19 protein-coding genes are annotated in these 21,757 nt (G+C 70.0%); 7 read left to right on the top strand and 12 right to left on the bottom strand.

The window, feature by feature from the left end; genetic code table 11:
• Positions 1 to 75: 75 nt before the first annotated feature.
• On the top strand, positions 76 to 930 hold the full coding sequence (locus ACZ3HL_RS41080; RefSeq protein WP_465537164.1) for a hypothetical protein: 855 nt from the start codon (positions 76 to 78) through the stop codon (positions 928 to 930).
• 5 nt (positions 931 to 935) lie between these two features.
• Here the strand turns inward: ACZ3HL_RS41080 and ACZ3HL_RS41075 are convergent, their stop codons facing one another.
• Positions 936 to 2,135, bottom strand: coding sequence for a lipopolysaccharide biosynthesis protein (locus ACZ3HL_RS41075; RefSeq protein WP_465537162.1), 1,200 nt, complete (start codon positions 2,133 to 2,135; stop codon positions 936 to 938).
• Between the two features lie 69 nt (positions 2,136 to 2,204).
• Between ACZ3HL_RS41075 and ACZ3HL_RS41070 the strand changes: the two genes are divergently transcribed.
• Together ACZ3HL_RS41070 and ACZ3HL_RS41065 are read left to right on the top strand one after the other, a co-directional pair.
• On the top strand, positions 2,205 to 3,896 hold the full coding sequence (locus ACZ3HL_RS41070; RefSeq protein ID WP_465537160.1) for an MmpA family trehalose lipid delivery protein: 1,692 nt from the start codon (positions 2,205 to 2,207) through the stop codon (positions 3,894 to 3,896).
• 3 nt (positions 3,897 to 3,899) lie between these two features.
• On the top strand, positions 3,900 to 4,079 hold the full coding sequence (locus ACZ3HL_RS41065; RefSeq protein ID WP_016335312.1) for a hypothetical protein: 180 nt from the start codon (positions 3,900 to 3,902) through the stop codon (positions 4,077 to 4,079).
• Between the two features lie 925 nt (positions 4,080 to 5,004).
• Here the strand turns inward: ACZ3HL_RS41065 and ACZ3HL_RS41060 are convergent.
• A complete protein-coding gene (locus ACZ3HL_RS41060) occupies positions 5,005 to 6,237 on the bottom strand; it encodes a glycosyltransferase family 4 protein (RefSeq protein WP_465537198.1) in 1,233 nt (410 codons plus the stop codon).
• A gap of 163 nt (positions 6,238 to 6,400) precedes the next feature.
• Between ACZ3HL_RS41060 and ACZ3HL_RS41055 the strand changes: the two genes are divergently transcribed.
• Positions 6,401 to 7,099 (top strand): class I SAM-dependent methyltransferase, encoded by a 699-nt coding sequence (locus ACZ3HL_RS41055; RefSeq protein ID WP_465537197.1) that lies wholly within the window; start codon positions 6,401 to 6,403, stop codon positions 7,097 to 7,099.
• Here the strand turns inward: ACZ3HL_RS41055 and pgfA are convergent.
• Positions 7,093 to 8,127, bottom strand: coding sequence for a cell envelope lipid trafficking protein PgfA (gene pgfA / locus ACZ3HL_RS41050; RefSeq protein WP_465537158.1), 1,035 nt, complete (start codon positions 8,125 to 8,127; stop codon positions 7,093 to 7,095). The two genes, ACZ3HL_RS41055 and pgfA, sit on opposite strands and share 7 nt — an antisense overlap.
• Positions 8,128 to 8,351: 224 nt before the next feature.
• On the opposite strand from pgfA, the gene ACZ3HL_RS41045 reads away from it, so the two are divergent.
• Positions 8,352 to 8,735 carry a hypothetical protein gene (locus tag ACZ3HL_RS41045; protein WP_465421140.1) on the top strand — a complete coding sequence of 128 codons (384 nt, stop codon included), beginning with the start codon at positions 8,352 to 8,354 and terminating at the stop codon, positions 8,733 to 8,735.
• A gap of 56 nt (positions 8,736 to 8,791) precedes the next feature.
• Here the strand turns inward: ACZ3HL_RS41045 and ACZ3HL_RS41040 are convergent, their stop codons facing one another.
• Positions 8,792 to 9,967 carry a PucR family transcriptional regulator gene (locus ACZ3HL_RS41040; RefSeq protein WP_465421138.1) on the bottom strand — a complete coding sequence of 392 codons (1,176 nt, stop codon included), beginning with the start codon at positions 9,965 to 9,967 and terminating at the stop codon, positions 8,792 to 8,794.
• Positions 9,968 to 10,027: 60 nt separating this feature from the next.
• Positions 10,028 to 10,465, bottom strand: a complete 438-nt coding sequence (locus ACZ3HL_RS41035) for a MarR family winged helix-turn-helix transcriptional regulator (RefSeq protein ID WP_465537157.1) — start codon at positions 10,463 to 10,465, stop codon at positions 10,028 to 10,030.
• Positions 10,466 to 10,502: 37 nt separating this feature from the next.
• Between ACZ3HL_RS41035 and ACZ3HL_RS41030 the strand changes: the two genes are divergently transcribed.
• Entirely contained in the window at positions 10,503 to 11,030 is a 528-nt protein-coding gene (locus ACZ3HL_RS41030) for a hypothetical protein (RefSeq protein ID WP_465537156.1), read from the top strand.
• Here ACZ3HL_RS41030 and ACZ3HL_RS41025 read toward each other — a convergent pair.
• From ACZ3HL_RS41025 to ACZ3HL_RS41005, 5 genes are all read right to left on the bottom strand, one after another.
• Complete coding sequence (locus ACZ3HL_RS41025) at positions 11,020 to 11,799, bottom strand: hypothetical protein (protein ID WP_465421131.1); 780 nt, start codon at positions 11,797 to 11,799, stop codon at positions 11,020 to 11,022. The genes ACZ3HL_RS41030 and ACZ3HL_RS41025 overlap by 11 nt on opposite strands.
• A gap of 95 nt (positions 11,800 to 11,894) precedes the next feature.
• On the bottom strand, positions 11,895 to 12,584 hold the full coding sequence (locus ACZ3HL_RS41020; protein WP_465421129.1) for a sigma-70 family RNA polymerase sigma factor: 690 nt from the start codon (positions 12,582 to 12,584) through the stop codon (positions 11,895 to 11,897).
• Positions 12,585 to 12,728: 144 nt separating this feature from the next.
• Positions 12,729 to 13,226: a hypothetical protein gene (locus ACZ3HL_RS41015; RefSeq protein ID WP_465421127.1), complete on the bottom strand. Its 498-nt coding sequence runs from the start codon at positions 13,224 to 13,226 to the stop codon at positions 12,729 to 12,731.
• A 99-nt stretch (positions 13,227 to 13,325) separates the two neighbouring features.
• A complete protein-coding gene (locus tag ACZ3HL_RS41010) occupies positions 13,326 to 13,946 on the bottom strand; it encodes a hypothetical protein (RefSeq protein ID WP_465537154.1) in 621 nt (206 codons plus the stop codon).
• Between the two features lie 48 nt (positions 13,947 to 13,994).
• The gene (locus ACZ3HL_RS41005; RefSeq protein ID WP_465537152.1) at positions 13,995 to 14,864 is read right to left on the bottom strand and encodes an alpha/beta fold hydrolase; all 870 of its coding nucleotides are present in this window, start codon (positions 14,862 to 14,864) and stop codon (positions 13,995 to 13,997) included.
• Between the two features lie 121 nt (positions 14,865 to 14,985).
• Here ACZ3HL_RS41005 and ACZ3HL_RS41000 point away from each other — a divergent pair, with 121 nt between their 5' ends.
• Entirely contained in the window at positions 14,986 to 18,069 is a 3,084-nt protein-coding gene (locus ACZ3HL_RS41000) for a BTAD domain-containing putative transcriptional regulator (protein WP_465537149.1), read from the top strand.
• Position 18,070: 1 nt separating this feature from the next.
• Here ACZ3HL_RS41000 and ACZ3HL_RS40995 read toward each other — a convergent pair whose 3' ends face one another.
• Together ACZ3HL_RS40995 and ACZ3HL_RS40990 are read right to left on the bottom strand one after the other, a co-directional pair.
• A complete protein-coding gene (locus tag ACZ3HL_RS40995) occupies positions 18,071 to 18,361 on the bottom strand; it encodes a hypothetical protein (RefSeq protein ID WP_465537147.1) in 291 nt (96 codons plus the stop codon).
• Complete coding sequence (locus tag ACZ3HL_RS40990) at positions 18,358 to 21,753, bottom strand: TM0106 family RecB-like putative nuclease (protein ID WP_465537145.1); 3,396 nt, start codon at positions 21,751 to 21,753, stop codon at positions 18,358 to 18,360. Before ACZ3HL_RS40990 ends, ACZ3HL_RS40995 begins: the two co-directional genes overlap by 4 nt.
• Between the last annotated feature and the right edge of the window lie 4 nt (positions 21,754 to 21,757).

Here is a 21,757-nt window from a genome sequence, read left to right as displayed (position 1 = left end):
GGGGAGTGGGCACAGCACCCACTGATGACGAGCGGCCCGGCAGTGGCGGGGGTCAAACGACTCGAAGAGCTCGGCGTGCCCAGGAGGACCATCTGGCGCCGATGTGAGCCCGGTGGTGTCTGGCGGATGCTGCTGCCCGGAGTCGTTCTGCTCGGAAACGGCGAGCCGACCGACGAGCAGCGGATCGAAGCGAGCCTGGTTTTCGCTCGTGAAGGTGCGGTGCTCACCGGAGTGCCAGCGCTCAGGCGCTACGGCATGCGAAGACTCCCGGATTTCGGCGACGTGCATGTCCTCGTCCCGGCGGGACGGGCTATCACCAGTACCGGGTTCGTCCACGTCGAACGGACGCGGCGCCTGCCCACGCCACTGAGCAGAGCCGGTGTTCCCACCGCTCCTGTGCCGCGGGCGGTGATCGACGCGGCACGCCGAACACGCGATTCGGACTCGATCGTGGCGATGATGGCCGAAGCGACGCAAGAACGTCATTGCCTGCCGCAGGCACTCGCCGCCGAAATCGACGGGCGGTCCCGGTTCGACGGGAGACTGCTACGGGCGCTGGTGCCGATCCTGGGCGGTGCGCATTCGGTCGCCGAGGCCGACGCGTGGCACCTGTGGCGGCGTTCGGGCTTGCCGGAGTTCCGATGGAACGTGAAGGTCTTCGATGCGGAAGGCCGGTTCGTCGCGAAACCGGACGGGTGGTGCGACGAGATCGGGTTCGCCTGGGAAGTCGATTCCCGTGGCTATCACGCCGACGGCGACCACTTCCGCGCGACCCTCGCGCGAAACGCGCGCTACGCCGCCGCCGGGATCGTCGTTCTCCAAACCTTGCCGTCCCGTATTCGTACCGAACCGGACGTGGTCCTGACCGAACTCAGGGCGGCTTTTCGCAGTGCCCAGCGACGTCCTCGACCTGACGTGCACATCGGATGAGCCGGTCACGCCCGCCGCGACCGCCACTCCAGCACGGCTCCGGACAGAGCCAAACCCCCGGCACAACAAGCGGCCACGGTCACCACCTGAACGGCCGAAGAGTGCAGCCAAGCCGTCACCAGCACCGTCTCCACGACGACGGTCGTCCACATCAGCACGGTCACCCGCCGGTCGCCGGCGGCGAGGCGCGAGAACAGCAGGATCTGCACCAGCGCGAGCATCGAGCCGGCGAGGGCGAACGGCCAGACCGGCATGGTGCTGGCGGCATAGCCGGAGCCGCCGATGAACGAGAGCAAACGGGGGCCGAAGACCAACGAGACGAGAAGGACCAGGGAATCCAAGGCGGCGCAGACGGCGAGGGCGGCGGGCAGGATGCGGCGCCGGTCGTCACCGTTCGCGAAACGGGGGAGCACCAGGACGCCGACGGCTTGGGGGAGCCAGTAGGCGATCTTCGTGACGATCGCGCCGAGCGCGTATTCACCGGCCTCGGTCGCGGGGAGGGTGTGGCGCGCCAGCACGAGGTCGAGGTTCACCAGCAGGACCAGCGCCAGCATCGCCTGCGCCGCGTGCAGGACTTCGCCCGCGTGCCAGCCCGTCTTCCGCGGGCGCTGCCGTCCACAGAGGATCCAGCCGCAGAAGATCACCAGGTACGAGCCGAGCGCGGTCCCGGCAAGCGCGCCGGTGGCGTCGCCGCCGATCAGCAGGCCGATCAGCGAGCCGCCGACCTTGCCCGCGCCTTCGAGTGCCATGAGCCCGGCCAGGCGGGCGAAACGGCCGCTGCCCTGCAACAGGCCGTGGAACAGGCCGAGCAGCGTCAGCGGGCCGAGCGTGACGGCGAGCAGCAGCGCGGGCACCACGGAATCCAGGTGCAGCACGAAGACCAGCACCGGCGCCAGGAGCAGGCCGATGGTCGCGACGATGGCACTCGTGGTGAGGCCGAGCGCGAGGAGTGTCCCGCTGTCCTGCGGTTTGCGGGCCACCCGCAGCGCGACGACGGTTTGCAGACCCATCGCGGGGACGACGCCGATCACCAGCACCGCCAGCAGGGAGCTCAGCTCACCGAACGCGCTCGGCGCGAGCAGCCGGGCGGCGATGATGCTCAGCGCGTAGGCGCCGGCGTTGTTGGCCGCCAGTGCGAGGGAAACGAGGATCGCCGCGACACGCTTGTCGGTCCTGGTCTCGCCGACCTCGACGTCTACGCTCAACGGTGCTCCCATTACCGGCGGGTAATCTCCGCGACCATAACCGCGATCGAGGCGGAAAGGGAAGAGCAGTTGGACGCACGGCGCGCACGTCTCGTACTGGCCGCGGCGTCGGCCGGGCTGGCGACGCTGGTGTTCCTTCCCGTGCTCGGACGCGGCTTCGTCCTGAGTTACGACATGGTGTTCGCCCAGCGTCAGTCGCTGATCCCGGACGCGCTCGGGCTCGGTTCGGCCCTGCCGCGCTCGGTCCCCGCCGACGCCGTGATCGCGCTCGCGACCACGGTGGTTCCGGGCGACATCGTCCAGAAAATCGTCTTGCTGCTCTCGCTGTTCCTCGCGGCATACGGCGCAGGACGGCTGGTCCCGACGGAGCAGCTCGGTACGCGGATCGTCGCGGCCACCGGTTACGCGTGGACGGCCTATTTCGCGGAGCGGTTGTTCATCGGGCATTGGCCGCTTCTGCTCACCTACGCCTGCCTCCCGTGGATCGTGCGCGCCGCGCTTTCCCTGCGCCGGAACGAACCGAGGGCGCTCGCGGGACTGGTGCTCGCCTGCGCGCCGGCGGTGCTCACGCCACCCGGTGGTGTGTTGGCCGCGCTCACCGCGATCGCATTGGCCGGCCCACGGAAACTCGGCCACACCCTCGGTCTCGCCGTCGTGCTCAACCTGCCGTGGCTCGTCCCGACGTTCCTGCACGACGGCGGCACGCTGTCCGATCCCGCCGGGGTGGCCGCCTTCAGCGCCCGCGCGGAAAGCTGGGGCCCGGCGATCCTGAGCGTGCTCGGGCTCGGCGGGATCTGGAACGGCGACGTCGTTCCTGGCAGCCGGGGCGCGCCGATGGCCCCGGTGCTGATCCTCGTCACGGTCACCGTGGCCTTGGCCGGGCTCCGCCCGCTGGCGCGAAAGTGGGGGACGCCGCCGGCGAGAGCGTTGCTGCTGCTGGGAGTTCTCGGTGTCGTGCTCGCCGCGCTGGCGACCCTGCCGTTCGGCGAACCCGTGCTCTCCTGGGCGATGGGGCACGTCCCCGGCGCGGGACTGCTGCGGGACGCGCAGAAATGGGTGGCCTGGTGGGCGCTTCCGGTCGCGCTCGGGTTCGCGCTGGCGGTCGAGGCCGCCGCCGCGCGCCTGCGGACGGGGGCGGCGCGCGGGGCGCTCGTCGCGGCCGCCGCGCTCTTTCCCTTGCTCACCATGCCCGATCTCGCCTGGGGCGGCTGGGGAAGGCTGGAAGCGGTGCGCTACCCGGACGACTGGAACGCCGTCCACCGGATACTCGCCGACGACGACCGGCCGGGCGACGTCGTCACGTTGCCGCTGTCCACATTCCGGAGTTTCGCCTGGAACGACCACCGGACACAACTGGACCCGGCGCCACGTGCACTCCCGGAAACCGTGCTCGTCGACGACACACTGCGCGTCGGCGGCGAGGAGATCACGGGCGAGGATTCCAGAATGGACCGTGTCCGCGCCGCGAGGTCGCCGGAAGACCTGTCCGCGGCGGGAATCGGCTGGATCCTGGTCGAACGCGGGACGCCGGGGCGGGTCGATCCGCGGTTGCTGACCGGCGCGGAACCGGTGTGGTCCGGTGACTGGCTCACGCTTTACCGCACTCCCGGTGAGCCCGCCGTGACCGGAGTGCGATCACCGATCCCCGTGGTGCTGGCAAACGGAGTAGCGCTGGTGTCGATCGCGGTCGCACTGTTGTGCCTCAAGTTACCGGTGCGTACATTGAGCCGACGCAGGAATTCCCTGTCTCGGAAGGAGTAGGTCTTGGGCACCCTCATCGGCGCGGCAGCCGCCGTCATCATCGGGCTCGCGACGGCCGCGGGCGGGAGTTACGCGCTGACGAACACCGCGGATCCGGACGCCGCACCCCAGGTGCAGGCGAAGATCAAGGAGCAGTTCAACCCGAACTCGAGCCCCGAGCACGTCATTTACGGCAACCGCTGAGCCGGTGTCCGAGCTCGCTTCCGACCATGCCGGCCGGGTCGTCGGGCTCTACGGCGACCCCACCGTTTCCTGGAGCATCCTCCTGGAAGCGAGACTGGCTTCGTCGCTGACGCCGGAAAAGGCGCGCATGCGGCTCGCGGTCGCGGTCGAGGAGCGGCCGTGGCTCGGCGCCGCTCCCGAAGTCGTGGCCGTTTCCGGTGAAGAACTTCCGGCGATCCGCGATCGTTTCGCCGAGACCTCGTACGAGCGCGGCGCGCCGTTGCTCCGGGTCGCGGTCGGCGTCGACGAGCCCGTCGTGCTGATCGCCGCGCACCACGGCGCCCTCGACGGTCTCGGCCTGCTCGCCGTCCTCGGGCTGGCCCTGGACATCCCGATCTCGTCCGCCGCCAAGGGAATCGGCGCGCGCACGGCCGATCGATCCTTTCTCGTTTCCGCCTTCCAGCGTCTCGCTGAAGCGCTTTTCACGCCTCCGGCGAGGATCACCCCGGAACGAGCCGAAAGTCGCCCAGGAGACGTGTTCGCCGCCAGGATGCTCCCTCGCTCACGGCTCGGGTCCTCGGCCTTCGCCGCGGCAGCCGCCAACCTGACCGAGACGTGGAACGCCCGGCACGGCGAAGAAGCCGCCAGGGTGGTGGCCGCGGTCGGCGCGTCCTGGCGAAGTGGAGCCGCGCCGGAACCCTTGCACGACAGCGCGTTCTTCCGGTTGCGGCTCGGCGCGAAACCCACGGTCGCCGAAGTGGGCGCGCTGCTGGCCGCCCAGCCGCCGGAACCCGATTTCCCCGCCCGCAGCAGCAGGATCGCCCGGCTGGGTACCCGGCTGCTGGCGAGCAGGCTCGGTTCGACCTATCTGGTTTCCAATCTCGGCGTCGTTTCTGCGGCGGACGCGGTCACCTCGATCGCTTTCTATCCCGCCGCCAGCGGCCGCTCAGGCGTGGCGTTCGGCGCCGTGACCGTCGGCGAGACGAGCACCGTCACCGTGCGCGCACGCCGCAAGGACTTCGACGACGCCGCCACGGCCGACCTGGCCGACGGGCTCGTGGAAACGCTGCGGTGTCAGGACCCTGGGATGGGGGATGGCCACCCCGGCCACGTCGCGCACGAGTGATTCGAAGCGATTCACGCTGTGTTCCCAGTCGAACAGGCTCGCCCAGGTGATGCCGGCCTTGCCCATCTCGTCCCGCCGTGCGTGGTCGGCGAGCAGCCCGTCCACCTGTGCGGTGAAATCGGCGAAGTCGTCTGCCAGCAATCCGGTCTTGCCCTCCACAATGGATTCGGCCACCCCGCCGGCCGCGCGGTAGGCCACCGAGGGCACGCCGTGCGCGGCGGCTTCCATGATGACGATTCCCCAGCCTTCCTTGACCGACGGGCACAGGTGCAGCCAGGACCGTTCCAGGATCTCGTGTTTCTCGTGCTCGCCCACCCAGCCGTGCAACCGGACGCGGTCTTCGACACCCCGGTCGCGGGCGTGCCGGCGCAGGACCTCTTCCCACGGGCCCTGGCCCACGACCTCGAGCCGCAGCGTCGGCCAGCGCCGGCTCAGCTCCGCGACGACGTCGATCGCGTGCTCGATCCGCTTGTGCGGCACCAGCCTGCTGACCGCGACCAGCGTCGGCTCGGTTTCGCGGACGGCGTTGCCGCGCGGGGGAGTGTCCAAGCCGTTGGGTACCACGGTGATCCGCGAGCCTTCGACACCGAGCCCGGCCAGTTCGCCCTTGGTGATCTCGGAAACCGTGACGTAGCGGCAGTGCCGGAACAGCCACGGCGCCAGCCGCGACTCGATCCACCAGCCGATACGGCCCAGTGTCTCGCCGAGCGCGCTGATCCACTGTTCCTTGTGGACGTGGTGCACCAGCACGAGAACCGGGCAGCCCGCGACCAGCCTGGCGAAGAACGGCATCCCGTTCTGGACGTCGACGACGAGGTCGGCGTGCGCCTTCCGGATCGCCCGGAGCGCATGGAGATAGACACCGAACTTGTTGCCACGACGGCGATAGCGGACCCCGTCGCGCCATTCCCCGGCGTTCGCGCCCGGGTACGCGGCGCACTGGATCTCGACCCGGTATCCGGCCTTGGCGAGCCCTTCGGCCATCCGCTCGACGTACCGCTCGGAGCCGCCGCCCTCCGGATGCCCGGTGTCGCGCCAGTTGACGAGCAGCACACGTGGCCGTTCCATCGTGGTTCTCCCAACCTGTTAGCGACAATGCTAGGTTACCGGTGCGTACACGGTAGATGAATCATTCTCGGAAAGCGATGGTTCGATGGTCGGTAATCGGTCGGTGACCCCAGCAACGATGCCTCATCGCGCCACTTTGCGCAGATCGGTGACGCTGTTCCGGGCCTTTCTCACCGAACAGACGGATCCCGACGGTTTCTACTCGGTGCTCGCCGACGACTCGGTCCGGCAATTGGCGCAGCACACTCCGTTGAACGGCCGAACCATCGTCGACGTCGGTGGTGGCCCTGGCTATTTCTCCGACGCGTTCCGCGCCGCCGGAGCCACGTACCTTGGCATAGATCCCGACGTCGGAGAGCTGACGGCGCGAGGAGAGGCCGGGGAGAACATGGTCCGCGGCAGCGGGACGAAACTGCCGGTGCGCACCGCGTCGGTGGACGTCTGCTATTCGTCGAACGTCCTCGAACACGTTTCCGAACCCGATGTCATGCTGGCCGAGATGTGCCGGGTGACCAAACCCGGCGGCACGATTTTCGCCTCGTTCACACCGTGGTATTCGCCGTGGGGTGGGCACGAGACGGCGCCGTGGCATTTCCTCGGCGGCCACTACGCCCGGCGGCGTTATCTCGGAAAGAAGGGCAAGGAGCCGAAGAACAAATTCGGGGAGAGCCTTTTCGCCTTTTCGGCGGGCGCGGCCATCCGGTGGGGGAAGGCCGCGCCGCACGCCGATCTCCAGGAGGTCTACCCGCGCTACCATCCCTCCTGGGCCCGGTGGATCGCACACGTCCCCGGCGTCCGGGAAGTCGCGTCGTGGAATCTGGTGATGGTGCTGCGCAAGCGTCAGTGACGCGAGGGGGCGGGGCGCCGCTTCACCAGCAGGAAGACCCCGAGCGCCAGGAAGGCGGCGCCGCCGATCCCGAGCACGATCGGCCCGGTGCTGCCGATGAAGTCCAGCTTTCCCTTGTTCTCGTCGACCTGCTTGACCATCGCGTCGACGGTCGCGTCGGTGAAGGCCAGCTTGCCGTCGAAGACCACCGTGGGCGTGGGGTTCGCGGCCGACCGCAGTTCCTGGTGCGACCGCTGTTCCTGCTTGACCTGGATCCCCGTCACCGGCTCGATCCAGCTCGTGATGGTGCCCTGGTAGAACTGGCCTGCTTCGACGGAGTCGCCGGTGGCGCCGATGAGCGAGCCCGGCACCTTCTTCGTCGAGATCTTCGTGGCGGGGATCTCCTGGACGAATTTGTAGACCTCGACGCCCTTGATGTCCTCGACGCCCTGGAACCGGGCCTGGACGGCGCGGCCGGTGTTGTCGTCGTAGACCTGGTAGTCCTTCTTTTCGGTGCCGAAGGGGAACTTGAAGTTCAGGCCGGGCTGCGGCTTGTACTCCTGGATCTCCTCAGGCTTCTCGCCCTCCTTTTCGGGCTTCTCCTTGAGTTTGGTGACGAAGCTGCTGTTGGCCGAGCACTTCGCCTCCTGGTCGCCGCCCGGCGGGACATAGCCCTCCGCGGTGCGGCGGTCGAAGCAGACCTGGCGTTTGCTCGCGCTGACCACGGTCTGGTCGCTCGTGTCGACGACCGAGACGGCCATCAGCCACACGGCGACGTCCGTGCCCTCCCGCATCTCCGGCGGCGAGAAGTTCGCCACCACGCGGGCGGTCGCCCTCAGCTTGGCGTCGTCGCGGATCTCCGTGACGGTCTTGCCGTCGACGGTCTTCACCGCGAGCACCTTGGACGCGGTGCCTTCGAGGACCGACGTCGATTCCTGGTTCAGTGGCACCTTGGCGAGTTCGGGTTTGACGTAGGTCGGCAGCAACACCGCGCCGGCGATGGCGAACACCCCTAATGCCAAGAAGATCAGGCTCAACGCTCGACGCAACGGTCCTCCTGGTGAGACACATTACCCATCGGTAATCAGTCGCCAGATAGTGGCCCGCGGGCAGGTCGGCGTCAAAGGTGTGACCGAGGGTCACAGGTACGCCGTGCGACCGGAAGGCGGTACGTGCGCCGCCGTTCGGCGCAGGCAGCCAAACATGTTTGTTCCCGGGAACAAGGTTAGCGGGACCACCATCGGACGACTTCCGGTGCATGGAAAGGAACTTTGTGCCGCAGGACCCGAACGATCCCCGCGCGCTGGACATCGGCGCCTACTCGGATTCGATCACCGACGTCGAGCTCCGCGACGCCGTCGCCGACGTCGCAACGCTGCTTTCGTTGCACGGCAACGTGATCCGTGATCTCGACGCCAGGAGATCACGGTGGCGCCCCGGGCGACGGTCCCCGCATCCCGATATCGTCCTGTCGGCGGCCGGAAGACGTCCACAGTGGACGAGATCGGCGAATCCCGAGGTGACCCTGCCGGTCGCCACGACCGCGCGCGGCCGGACCCTCGCGGTGCGGCTCACCGCGCGGCCCGGTCTCGGGCACACGCTGCTGGACCTAGCGAGGATCATCGACGCCGACATGGCGCCGGAGAGACGGAGCTAGGCGCCGTCCGGCAAGTCGTGTTCGCGGTCTTCGCGCCCAGTCGGCCCTGACGGCGCCTAGGCGTCGCCCGCCAGCCGGACCGCCTCCAAAGCGACGTAGAGCTCGCCGACGTCGACCGGATCGGACAGGTCGCGTCTGGTCAGTTCCTGCACGCGGCGCAGCCGGTACCGGACCGTGTTCGGGTGGACGATCAGCCGGTCCGCGGCCTCCTTGGCCGAGCCGTGTCCGGCGAACCACGCGACCAGCGTGTCGAGCAGGACCTGCCGCTCCGGCTTGGGCAGCACCAGGAGCCCGGTCAGCACCGAGCGCAGGACGTCCCGCGACGTCTCCGGTGCGCTCGCGACCAGCGTGGTGACCGGGGAGTCGCCGAAGACGGCGACCCCGGCGGCGCCGGTGGTCAGTGACCGGCGGGCGATCCTGGCCCGGTGGACCGCGTCCGGCACCTCGAGGAACCCGTTGAACGGTCTGCTCATGCCCACCGCCAGCGGCAGGGTGCCCAGTACGTCGCGCAACCGCCGGACGTCCTCGACGCGGTCGATCACGACCAGGCCGACCTCGGCACCGGGCCGCCAGGCCGACTTCCAGCGCCGGGCTCGCAGCAGGGCTTCGACGCCGGGCCGTTCGTCCGGATCGACGGACTCGGTCACGACGGCGACGAAAGTGCCCGCCGCCGGGAGATCGAGTTCCTTGGCCGCGTTCTCGAGTTCGGTCTGGGTGGCGAACCGGCCTTGCAGCAGGCCGTCCAGCAGGGCGAGCTTCTCCTGGGAGAGTTCGGCGGCGACCTCGCTGTACGCGGTGGTCAGCGCGTCGGAGTAGAGGTCGATGGTCTTCCAGACATTGGAGTTGATCTCCACCGTGCGGGCCGGATTGATGAAGCCGGGGCCGGCCAGCTCCAGCAGGCGCTCGTAGACGAAGATCCCGCCGATGCGGAACGCGCGGAGCACGGACGGCAGCGGAATACCCTGCCTGGCCTGGGCAAGCCCGGTCTTGCGGGCCGCGTCGAGCGGGAGCCCCCGCCCCTCGACGAGCGCGGTCAGCGCCCGTTCGAGATTGGCCCGGCAGACCTTGCGCAACTCGTCCGGCGCGGTGCTGTCCACCTGGTGGTAGAACTCGTCCTCGTCGCTGAGGAGCTGGGCGAGGCGGTCACTGAACTCGGGCAGCCGGGTGAGCATCGCCTGCATGAGCACACGCTGCTCCCGGGGTGCGGGAGTAGCGAGAGCTTCGGTGCCCATCCGTCAACTCTAACCCGCATCCGTGGCCGCTTTTTATCACGATGCGACGAAAGGGCGGTTTCACGAGCTGAGCGCGGTTGACAACCTGCGCAGGGTGTCTCGGGCTTGCCGCAGCTCATCGGGGGTGACGCCGCTGTCGGCGAGCATGTCGCGACGCCGGGATCCACTCGCGTCCCACAGTCGCTCCAGCAGCCGTGCGCCCTCGGGCGTGATGGCGTACAGGGGTGAGCGGCGATGGGCGGGATTCGGCTCCGCGCGAAGCTGGCCCGCCTCGGCGAGGTCGTCCGCGACGCGTTGCACGGCTTGACGGACCTGGCCGAGCCGTCGCGCGATGGCGGGAACGGCGAGCGGTTCTTCGGACACGGTGCTGAGCACGTGCCAGCGGGCGACCGTGGTGTCCTGTCCGGCGGCCTCCCGCTCGCTGATCCGGCGGCTCAGTCCCGCCAGTTCGTAGACGTCGGCGATGAGCAGCCGGTAGTCGCGGACGAGGTCGGTCATATTTGACAGCATACTGTCAAATAGTCATCCTGGCCGGATGGACGTCATGGAACGGATCGCCGCCGTCTTCACCGCCCCGGGACCGCGTCCCGAACTCGCCGGACGGCTGGCCGTGTTCGAGCCGCTGATCGGTAGCTGGGACCTCGTGGTGCACAACTACGCCGAGGACGGGACCGTCCGGACCGTCGACGGGGAATGGCATTTCGGCTGGGCGCTCGACGGCCGCGCGCTGGCCGACGTGTGGATCAGCCCCGCCAGGCCAAGCCGGGGTGACGGGGTGGACGGCGAGTGGGGGATGAGCCTGCGCTTCTACGACGAAAAGATCGACGCGTTCCGGTCGACCTGGCTCGGCCCCGGCAACGGCTGGGTGATCCCGTTCCTCGGCAAGCGGACCGACGACGGCTTCGAGATCGAAGCCGACACCGACACCGACGGCGTCCGGCGCCGGTGGATCTTCTCCGAGCTGACCCACGAGAGCTTCTCGTGGCGGGCGGAGGAAACGCTGCCGGACGAGGACCCCTTCGTCCGGCAGCGTTTCGAGGCCACTCGTGCGGTCAGTGGTTGATCTTGAACCACGGCTGCGACCAGCCGAGATAGGTGTAGCCCCAGGTGTTCTTGATCTCCGCGATCGTGGTCTCGGTGAAGCTGCCGGGGCCGTGGATGTCGTTCGACAGGAACTTGCCGCCGCCGATGGAGAACATCGCGTGCCCGGTACCGCCGTTGCTGAAGAAGGCGAGCCCGCCCGCGGGGACCTGGGTGTCGCCGGGGTGCTTGAACGAACCGGGGATCTGGGTCCAGTGGACGTAGGCCGTTTCCGAACCGCTCGCGTTCCAGCCGTAGGCCCACGCGTTGATCCGGTCGCACCAGCGGTAGTAGTCGGGGTCGTTGTGGGTGTGCACGTGCGCCTTCGCCCATGCGATGGCTTCGGCGCAGGTCCGCGGGTTGCCGGTGCCGGCGGTGGAGCAGGCGAGGGTGCCGCCGGCGCAGTCCGGGGCGACCCTGCCGTCCGAACCGGTGTAGACGTAGGCGTCGCTGATGTAGCCGCCCTTCGACGGCACGTAGTCCCAGATGTCGGTGGTGCCGTACTTCCCGGTCACGGTCGAGCCGTTCGTCTGGCAGTCGATCGTGACGGCGGTGCCGCTCGCGACGGTGCCGACCGAACTCGCGCTGGTGCTCGGGCTCGATCGCACGGTCACCGCCACCCCGGAGTCGGTGTTCACCGTGCCCGTCGCCGCGAGCGCCTCACCCGCGCCGCCGAGCATGATCGCCCCGGCCAGGGCGATCGTGCCCACCGCGCCCTTCAAGCCGCCGGCGATCCTCGATCGGATCTTCATCTCTGTCCTCCAGTGGTTTCCCCGAATAGGGGGACAGGATGGTGGATCCCCGTACAAGGCGCGTACAAGAACTCGATCGTCCTAAGTGGACGGTTCTATACCGGGACGAGCTCCGGTTCGGCGACCTGTCCGATGATCGGGACATCGGTCGCGTACCGGGCGTTCCGCTCGGTGAGCAGCGCCCGAAGCCGCGCGAGCGCGCGGAACTGGGCCGCGCGGACCGCTCCGGCACCGGGCAGGCCGAGCCGTTCGGCGGTCTCCTCGGCCGAGAGCCCGAAAACGAACCGGAGTGCGAGCACCTGCCGGTGCGGCATCGGCAGTTTCGCCAGCAGGACGCCGGCCTGCAACCGGTGTTCCAGGCGTTCGATCTCGTCCGGGTCGCGGCGGGCCCAGAGCGGCAGCCCGTCGCCGATCTCCGGGACGGAGGCGACCGGTTCGCGGGAGCGGCGCCGCTGCAGATCCGCCACCTTGTGCCCGGCGATCCCGAGGACGAACGCGAGGAACCGGTCCGGGCGATACCGGTAGCGGGGCAAGGCGATCAGGACCGCCTGCAACACCTCCTGCGCGCAGTCCTGCGCGTCGCAAGCGCCCGTTCCGCCGCTCCCGAGCCTGCTCGCGCAGTAGCGGAACACGTGCGGGCAAAGGAAACGGGCCAATTCCCGGATCGCGTCCGGATCACCGGCCACGGCCGCCCGGACCACCCGGCTGTCCGGGTTGGGCAGCCGTCCCGCCGTGGCCGCGGCACGGGAATCCGCGGGGACCGTCGATGGCGCTACCTCGTCCAAGTCTGCACTCCTGGTTCGGGGGAACTGGCCGCCAAGGTGCGCCCGTCATCGGGGACTGGGACTTCGTGCGCGGTGGTCCAGCTTGCCGTTCCCCGCGAGGGATGTCCACACGACGGGCCGGAAGTCATCCGAACCGCTCAATGTCTACTGTGGACTCTGGTCGGAGGTCACCCTGAAGCAGGACAGCACCGGGGGATAGGCGGTGGTGTCGGTGCTGAGCAGGTCCGACGTCCAGACCAGGCAGTGCGCGAGAACCCGGATCCGCTGGTCGAGATCGGCGTTCTCGCAGGCCTCGCCGATCTGGTCGGCGCAGGTGTCCCGGTCGTCGCGGACGTTCGCGGCGATCGCGCGGACGATCGCGGCCACGCCCGGATCGAGCCGGTCCGGCCGCACCGTCATGCCCGCGTGATCGCGCAGGCGCAGGGTGAACGGCTCACCGATCCGCAGCGACCGGCGACGATCCTTGGCCGCCAAGGAGAACGTGTCGACCAGCCGTCCGACGACGTCGCCGAGCGCCGGTGCGCGCCGGGTGGAGGAAGCGATGGACACCAGCGCGGTGGCGAGGCGGTCGGCTTCGCCCGATCTGGTGAGCGAAAGGAGGTCGCGGGCGACGGTGTGCGCGCGTTTGGCAGTGGGTGTCATGTCGGGCCCCTCGTTGGTCGGTGCCGACTCCCGATACCCCGGGGGACGAGCGGTAAACCCGGATTGGGGCGGGCAGCGGTCCGGATTGCTCCGTTCGGCTCAGCCCGTTGGACCCTCTCCGACGCGCAAGTAGCCGCCCACGGCGGCGACGACCTGATCCGCGCGGGACGGCTGGAGGTTCCGCACCCATGCCCGGAGCGCGTCGAGAAAACCGGCGAGGTCTCGGTGCACACCGTGGAGAAGGCCGGAGAGGTCCTGACGCCGGATCTCCAACCGCCGTCCTGCGGGGGACTCCCAGTCCTCGTCGTCCACGTCCGGCCAGAACCGGATGATCTCGCCGTCGAACTCGAACATCGTCCCCGGCCCATGCCCGAGGTCGGGTCCGTTCCCGTCCGGCAGCCCGTGCCAGTCCGGCCAGTCGGTCAGGTCGCAGCAGCAACCTGGAGTCACGGCGATGTCACCGACTTCGAGCAGTAGACCGCCGGAGAGGAAGGGAGTCTCGAGCCGCACCAGCTCGTCGAACGCGGTCCCGACGTCGGGCTGGGTGAGCTCGCCGCTCGCGCTGTTCCCGAGCAGGGAGAGCACGACCGCGCCGACGTCGTCGGAGGGCATTTCGCGGTGCAGGGGGATCCACTCGCCGTCGTGGCCGCGAAACGGCCACAGCGCGAAGGACGAATAGCTGGGCGGCAAGGATTCCACCACCGGGAAGAGCTCGGGCATGCGATGACGATAGGGGCCGTGACCCTGCCGGAGCCACGGCCTTTCCACCTAGCGTGTCAACAGGTCCCGCAGCGCCTTCACCACCTCCGCCGGTGATTCCTCGGCCATGAAGTGGCCCGCCGTCACGGTCCGGTGGTCCAGATCCGTCGCCCACGCCTGCCAGAGCGCGACGGCGTCGTAGCCCAGCGCGGCGCCCCAGTCCTGCTGGAGCACGGTGAGCGGCATCGTGAGCCGGTTGCCCGCCGCGCGATCCGCCTGGTCGTGCTCGACGTCGATGCCCGCCGACGCGCGGTAGTCGGCGACGATCGAGGTCACCGCGTTCCGGGACGCCTCCAGGTACGCGGCCCGGACGTCGGCGGGGATCGCGTCACCGCGCTGGGTCCACGCGTCGAGGAAGTGACCGAAGAAGGCGTCGGGCGCGGCGCCGATCAGCTGTTCGGGCAGTCCGGGCGGCTGAGCCATCAGGTAGAGGTGGAAGCCGACCGCGGCCGTGGTGCCGTGCAGGACGTCCCACATGTCCAGCGTCGGCAGCACGTCGAGGATCGCGAGATGGCTCACCTTGTCCGCGTGGTCGAGGCCGGCGCGCAGCGCCACCAGCGCGCCCCGGTCGTGCCCGGCGAGGGCGAACCGGTCGTGACCGAAGGCCTTCGCGACGGCGACGACGTCGGCCGCCATCGACCGCTTCGAGTAGGTCGCTCCGGTGTCGGCGGGCTTGTCGCTCTCGCCGTATCCTCGCAGGTCAGGGCAGAGGACGGTGTGATCGGCCGCCAGATCCGCCGCGACGTGCCGCCACATGAGGTGCGTCTCGGGGAAACCGTGCAGCAGCACGATCGGGCTGCCCGTCCCGGCGACGGCGACGTTGACCGCCACGCCGTCCGCGACGGGTACACGCTGGTAGTCGAATCCGGTGATGCGCATGGGTACCTTCCTGGTCGTTCCGTGACGATCGCCAGCGTCCCCTGGCCGAATCAGCACCCGGTCAGCGGCGACCGAGCGGCCGGGGCACGATGATCACCGTCTGTGAAGCGAGGAGGTGACGATGCGGTTCGGGGTGCTCGGCCCGCTCGTGGCCGAGGACGCGCGGGGTGAGGTCGGGCTCAAGGGCCCGCGGCACCGCGCGGTGCTGGCCAGGCTGCTGATCGCCCGCGGCCGGGTCGTGCCGGTGGAACGCCTGGTCGACGACCTGTGGGAACGCCCGCCCGAGGGCGCGGTCGGCGCCGTCCAGACGTTCGTCGGTGCCCTGCGCCGGGCGCTGGAGCCGGAGCGCGCGCCCCGTGAGCCCGCGCGGCTGCTCGTCACGGTCGCCCGCGGCTATGCCCTGCGAGCCGAATCCGTCGACGCGTGGGACTTCGAGGCCGCCGTCGCCGCGTCCCGTGAACTGCTCGACGCCCGGCGGCCGGACGCCGCACTGTCGCAAGTGGACACCGCGCTCGCGCTCTGGCGTGGTCCCGCGTACGCCGACTTCGCAGAGGAGGGCTGGGCCGTCGGCGAAGTCTCCCGTTTGACGGAACTCCGTTCACTGGCGGGAGAACTCCGTGCCGAGGCGCTCCTCGCGCTCGGGCGCGCCGCCGAGGTGATCCCGGAACTCGAACCGCTGGTGCGGGCACATCCGTTGCGCGAGAACGGTTCCCGGCTCCTGGCGCTCGCGCTCTATCGCTCCGGGAGACAGGGTGACGCGCTGGCGGTGTTGCGAACGGCGCGCGACCATCTCGCCGACGAACTCGGCGTCGATCCCGGAGCCGGCCTGCGGGATCTGGAAGCCGACATCCTGGCGCAGGCGCCCCGTCTGGAACAGGTCGCGCCCAAGATCGCCGAGCGGCCGCTGATCGGGCGCGACGCGGAGTTGGCCGAGCTGGAAGAAGCCGTGACGCGATCGCGGCTCGTGCTCGTCTCCGGTGACGCCGGGGTCGGTAAGACCGCGCTCGCCGAAGCGTTCTCCGCCCGTCTCGCCGCGCGGGGCTGGACGACGGCTTGGGGAAGCGATCCCGACGACGAGGGCGCGCCGCCCGCCTACGCCTGGACCCGGATCCTGGCTGCACTCGCCGAAGCCGGGTACGGCCCGGCGCCGACGGCGGAGCAGGGGACCGAAGACCCGCTGGCCGCCCGCTGGCGGTGGCATCGCGCCGTCGCGTCTCATCTGTCCGGTGCGGCGCCGCTCCTGCTCGTCCTCGACGACCTGCATTGGGCGGGCGAAGAGACCTTGGCACTGCTGACGTCCGTGCTGGCCGAGCCGGTGTCGATCATCGCGACCTATCGCGGCACCGACCCGCCCGCACGGCTGACGGACTTCCTCGCCAGGGCCGCTCGCCACGAGCCGGCACGGATCTATCTCGGCGGCCTGCCCGAGAGCGAAGTCGCCGACCTGGTCCGTGCCACGACCGGAGAAGAGATCGATCCGGGAACCACCGCGGTGCTTCATCGACGCACCGGCGGGAACGCGTTCTTCGTCCGTGAACTCGCCCGTCTGCTGGCCACCGACGGCGCGGCCGCCTTGGATTCGGTGCCGCCGGGAGTCCGCGACGTCGTCCGGCACCGCGTGGACGCGCTGCCGGACGGGGTCCGCGGTGTGGTGCGGCGGGCGGCGGTGATCGGGACGGACGTCGATCTGGACGTTCTCGAAGCCCTGGTGGGGAAAACCGCGCTCGATGCCGCCGAGATCGCGGTCCGGCGCGGATTTCTGACCGAACGGGCGCCGCGCCGGTTCCGGTTCGCGCACGCGCTCGTGCGGGACACGCTCTACCACGATCTCTCCCGTTCGCGGCGCGCCCGCGAGCACGGGGAGATCGCCGAGGCGCTGGAAGACCTTCGCCCGGACGACGTCGATGCCCTGGCGCACCATTTCCTCCTGTCGGAGGAGCACGACGACCGTGCCGCGCGGTACGCGCGGGCCGCCGCCGAGCGCGCCGAAAGCCGTTTCGCGTCAACGGAAGCGGCACGCCTCTGGGACGCGGCACTCGCCGCTTACGACCGCTCCGGCGGCTCCGATACGGCGAAGCGGCTGGAGCTGATCATGGGCAAGGCCCGGGCTTCGGCCGTCGCCGGCGGGCTCGGCCAGTCGCGGCGGCATCGGGCCGAAGCGTTGGAACTGGCGGAAAAGCTGGACGATCCACTGCTGACCGCGCGGGTGATCGGTGCCTTCGACGTCCCCGCCAACTGGACCGAAAGCGACGACAGGGAACTCGCTTCCCGGATCGCGGAAACCGTCGGGCGCACCCTCGCCGCCTTGCCCGCTGAACGCGTGGCCGAGCGGTGCCGCCTACTGGCCGCACTCGCTGTCGAAACGCGGAACGCGGGTGGACAGTGGGCACGCGAGGCGGCCAGGGAAGCCGAAGCGATCGCGCGGACGCTGGAAGATCCGGCGCTCCTGGCGTTCGCGCTCAACGCCCGGTTCCTGCAGTCCTTCGATCGCGCCGGTCTCGCTCCGGAGCGGGCCGCGATCGGGGCCGAGCTGGTCGACCTCGCCACACGGCACGGGCTGGTGACGTTCGAGGTGCTCGGGCATCTCGTGCTGTTGCAGGCGAAGAGCGCGCTCGCGGAACTCGGCGCCGCGGACCGGCATGCCGCGGCGGCGGACGAACTCGGCGAGCGCTACGGCCTGCCGCTCGTCGGCGTGTTCACCCGGTGGTATCACGCGATGCGGACCGCGATGACCGGCCCCGGCGGGGAAGCCGCCTATCGTGCCGCGGCGGCGGGCCTCGCGGGAACCGCCATGTCCGGTGTGGACAACGGGATCCTCGCGCTCGCCCTGTACTGCGACCGGCTCCAGCGTGGTTTGCCGCAGGAAGCGCTGGAGGACGACTACGGCGCTTACGAAAGCTGGTGCCGCCCGGTGCTCCCGATCCCGGATTCGCCGAGGGACCTGCTGTTCGAGGCCCGCACCTGCCTGCACGCCGTCGTCGCGATCGAACTCGGTGAGCGGACCACGATGGAACGCCTGTACGACGAACTCCTGCCCGCCGAAGGAGAGATCGCCGGTGCCGGGAGCGGGATGCTCACCCTCCGCCCGGTCGCGTACTACCTCGGCGAGCTGGCCGCCGCCCTCGGCCGGCGGGAAGCGGCCGCCGAGCACCATCGGAAGGCACGGGCCATCGCGGTGAAGGCCGGTTCACCGCATTGGGGTTAGCTCACTGCTCCCGCATCGCGCGGCGGATCTCGGCCAGCTTGTCCTTGGCGGCCTTGTCGCGGTCGGCGATCTTCTTGTCCAGCGACGCGACGTCTTCCTTGCCGCCGAGTCCGGCGAGCTCGGTCGAGCCCAGCGAGGTCGTGTACCGCTGCTCGATGCGGTCCCGGACGTGGTCGAACGAGGGCACGCCGCCCTCGCTGTAATCCGGCTCCGGGACCTCGACGGGCGCCGTCGGGGGCTCTTCGACGATCTCGGCGTCGAGGATTTCCTTGTCCGGTTTCTTCTCGGTCATCGTCCACTCCGTCCTGCGTGCCACGGCACGGCTTCGGTCATCAACCCGAGCATGCCCGAAACCAGCCGCATCTGGTCGACTGTGCGGATGTCGGCCTCGACCAGCCGTGGCGAGCAGACCACGACCGCGAGCGCCTGCGCCCGCGAGAGCGCCACGTTCAGCCGGTTGCGGGAGAGCAGGAAGTCCAGGCCACGAGGCAGATCGACCGCCGAGGACGAGGTCATCGTGGTGATCACCACCGGCGCCTCCTGCCCCTGGAACCGGTCCACGGTGCCTACCCGGACATCGGGGTGCCCGGCCTCGTCCAGCGCGCGGGCCACGACCCTGGCCTGCAGGTTGTACGGCGCCACGACCAGGATGTCCTCGTCGCCGAGCGGCCGGGGCTCGCCGTGATCGGTCCAGGCGCGGCCGTGGAGTTCGGAGACCAGGGCGGTGACCGCCTCGGCCTCCTCGACCGACCGCGTCGTGTTGCCGTGGTGGTCGACCTCGGCGAGGTACAGACCCGCCTCGACCCCGTCGATCGCCCGCTCGGCGGCCGAGGGGTGCGAGTGCAGGCGGCCCGCGTAGGACAGCCGCGACACCGGCGCGCAGACGGCCGGATGCATGCGGCGGGTCTCGTCGAGGAAGTATCCGAGCTCGGCCGGGATGATGTCCGCCTCGCCGATCAGGTGCCCCAGCGCGGAGGCTTCGGCTCCTGCGGGATGCGTACCCTGCACGACCTGCGGCAACTGCTGCGGATCGCCCAGCAGCAGGAGATTCTTGGCGCACATCGACACCGCGAGCGCGTCGGCGAGGGCGAACTGGCCCGCCTCGTCGATGATCAGCAGGTCGAAGGGCTCTTCCCGGATCGCGGCGTTCGCGAACGTCCAGGCCGTCCCACCGACCAGATGGCCGGTGTCGTGCTCCTCGCGCCATTTCACCAGCGCGGGATTGGTCTTCGGCTGCTCCCACGGCGCCGCCGGATCCGGGGTCCGCTTGGCGCGTTTGGCGCACGGCAGGTCCGGCGCGTTCTTGAGCGCGGCGGACAGGACGTTCTCCACGGCCTTGTGGCTGGTCGAGGTGACGGCGATGGTCTTGCCCGCGCGCACGAGTTTCGCGATGAGCCTGCCCGCGAGATACGTCTTGCCCGCGCCGGGCGGGCCCTGGACGGCGAGTGTGGAGCCGTCGAGCGTCTCGACGGCCTCGATCACCGTGTTCACCAGGTCCACCCCGGGTTCGGGCAGGTTCCGGTCGTCGCGCAGCCGCGGCGTCGTACGCCGGAGCAGATCGACGCCGGGATGCGCGGGCAGCGCCGGCAGGGTGTCGACGACGAGGCGGGCGAGATCCGCGACCGCGTCGTCCTTGGGGGAAGGCCGGACCGGGCTCCCGGGCAGCACGGCGACCGGCCGGTCCGCGGTGGTCTCGTCGGGAGGGCAGCTTTCTTCCAGGGTCAGCTCGACGGCGGTGGCCGAGACGACCTTGGCGTCCCGTGCGGCCGCCCCGTACCGCAGGCGGACATCGTCGCCGGGGGCGAAGGGATGCGGCCGGTCCGGGTCGCAGCGGAGCACGAGCGAGCGTTTCGCCTTGCGGACCCGGCCCGACGGCGGCACCCAGTCCCCGGCCTCCAGTGAAATCGGGACGGTGCAGGCGTTGTCGGTCTCCAGATCGCCGAGCGGGGCGGCCAGCTGGCGGAAGTACTCCCACCACGCGGGGTTCGTCTCGCGGCGGTGGTAGCCGACGGACGCCGCGAGCAGCGCGCGGGCGCGATCCTCGCCGGTGAACTCGGCCGGATCGTCGGGTAGCCCGTCCAGCAGCGGATCGACCAGCGCGGCCAGCTGCGCGGCGCGTTCGGCGCGTTTCTGCGCGGCGACGTCCTCTTCGGTCTGGCGGAGCAGAGCGTCCACATCGGACTCTTCGGGCGGCTCGGCGAGCGCGATGCCTTCCTCCGCGCGGACTTTGTGCAGGAATTCGAACAGCCGCAGCGTGGAGACGCAGTCGTATTCGTTGTAGTCGCTGATCCCGCGCAGCACTTCGTCCGCGTGTTCGGTCTCGCCGGAGGCGGTGAGCGTCAGGTACTCCTCGTAGGCCTCGATGCTCGAAACCGCCGTCTTGACGTCGCCGTCGCGGGCCTCGGGCATGTAGAGCGGTTCGAGGTACTTGATGGAGTACGACCGCTGCGAGACCCGGAGTGCCTTGCGCACCACGGAATACAGGTCCACCAGGCCGCCACTGCGCAGCAGATGGTCGACGGCGTCCTCGCGGGTCCCGTGCACGGCGGCGAGCCGTTTGATCGCGGTGACCTCGTACGGGGCGTAGTGGTAGACGTGCGAACCAGGATGTTCCGTGAGCCTCGCGCTGGCGAAGTCGACGAACTCCTCGAAGGCCCGTTTCTCCTGCGACCGGTTGTGCGCCCAGAACGGCGTGAACTTCGTGCCGTCATCGGCGGTCACGGCGCCGAAGAGGTATTCAAGCCCTTCGCCCGCCAAGGCGTACGGGTCGCCTTCCATGTCGAAGAAGACGTCCCCGGGCGCGGGCGGCGGAAGTTCGGCCAGCGCGTCCGGATCGATGACCTCGTAGGCGATCTGCCCGGTGGCGTCCTGCCGGACCTGGATCGCGGCCTGGGCCCGCAGCGTGGTGAACGACGTCGCCGAAATGTCGCGCGGCCGGTCTTCCGGTGCGGCGGCCGCGAGCGCGTCGATGGTGCCGAGGCCCGCGGCGACGAGTTTGCGCCGCTGGTCGCCACGCATGCCCGCGACCAGTGAAAGATCGCGATCGGCCTCGCGGGCGCTCGCACAGTGCGCGGCGTAGGAGCAGCCGCCGCACGCGGGCCGCTCGTCGGCCCACAGCGGGACCGGCAGGGTGGGTGGCCGGTTCTCCAGCCGAGCGCGGAGCCGGTCCACCAGCGGAAGGAAGTCGTCGACGCGGAACGAACGTGTGCTGTGATCGCCCAGCAGCAGATGCATCCGCGGACCGGCGGGCCAGCCCGCCCGGCGCAGCGCGTCGGCGTACGCGGTCAGCTGGACGACCGCGGCGGGCTTCGCGTGCCTGGCCAGCTTCGTGTCGTAGACCTCGTAGCGGCCTTCGTCGTCCCGCATCAGGAAGTCGGCGCGGCCGGAGAACTCACCGTCATGGAAGACGGCCTGGTAGATCACCGGCGCACCGGCCCGTAGCGCCTCTTCGGTGGCCTTCGCGGCGACGACCGGGTCGCGTTCGTCGATCTCGACGACGGTGCTCCGTTCGCCGCGCAGCTTGTCCAGCGTCGCGGCCTCGTGCGCGCGCCCGTGCGTGACCGCCAGCTGATCCGGTCCGGAGCCCGGCCGCGGCGCTCCCGGCAGGCCGGCGGCCAGCGCCTGGTTCAGGAGGCTGCGGTGCTCGCATTCGAGCAGGTCGGCGAGATCTGACGGGGTGTACATCGCC

The sequence above is a fragment of the Amycolatopsis sp. NPDC000009 genome (genome assembly GCF_055563465.1).
This window is presented reverse-complemented; position numbering and strand designations above follow the sequence as displayed.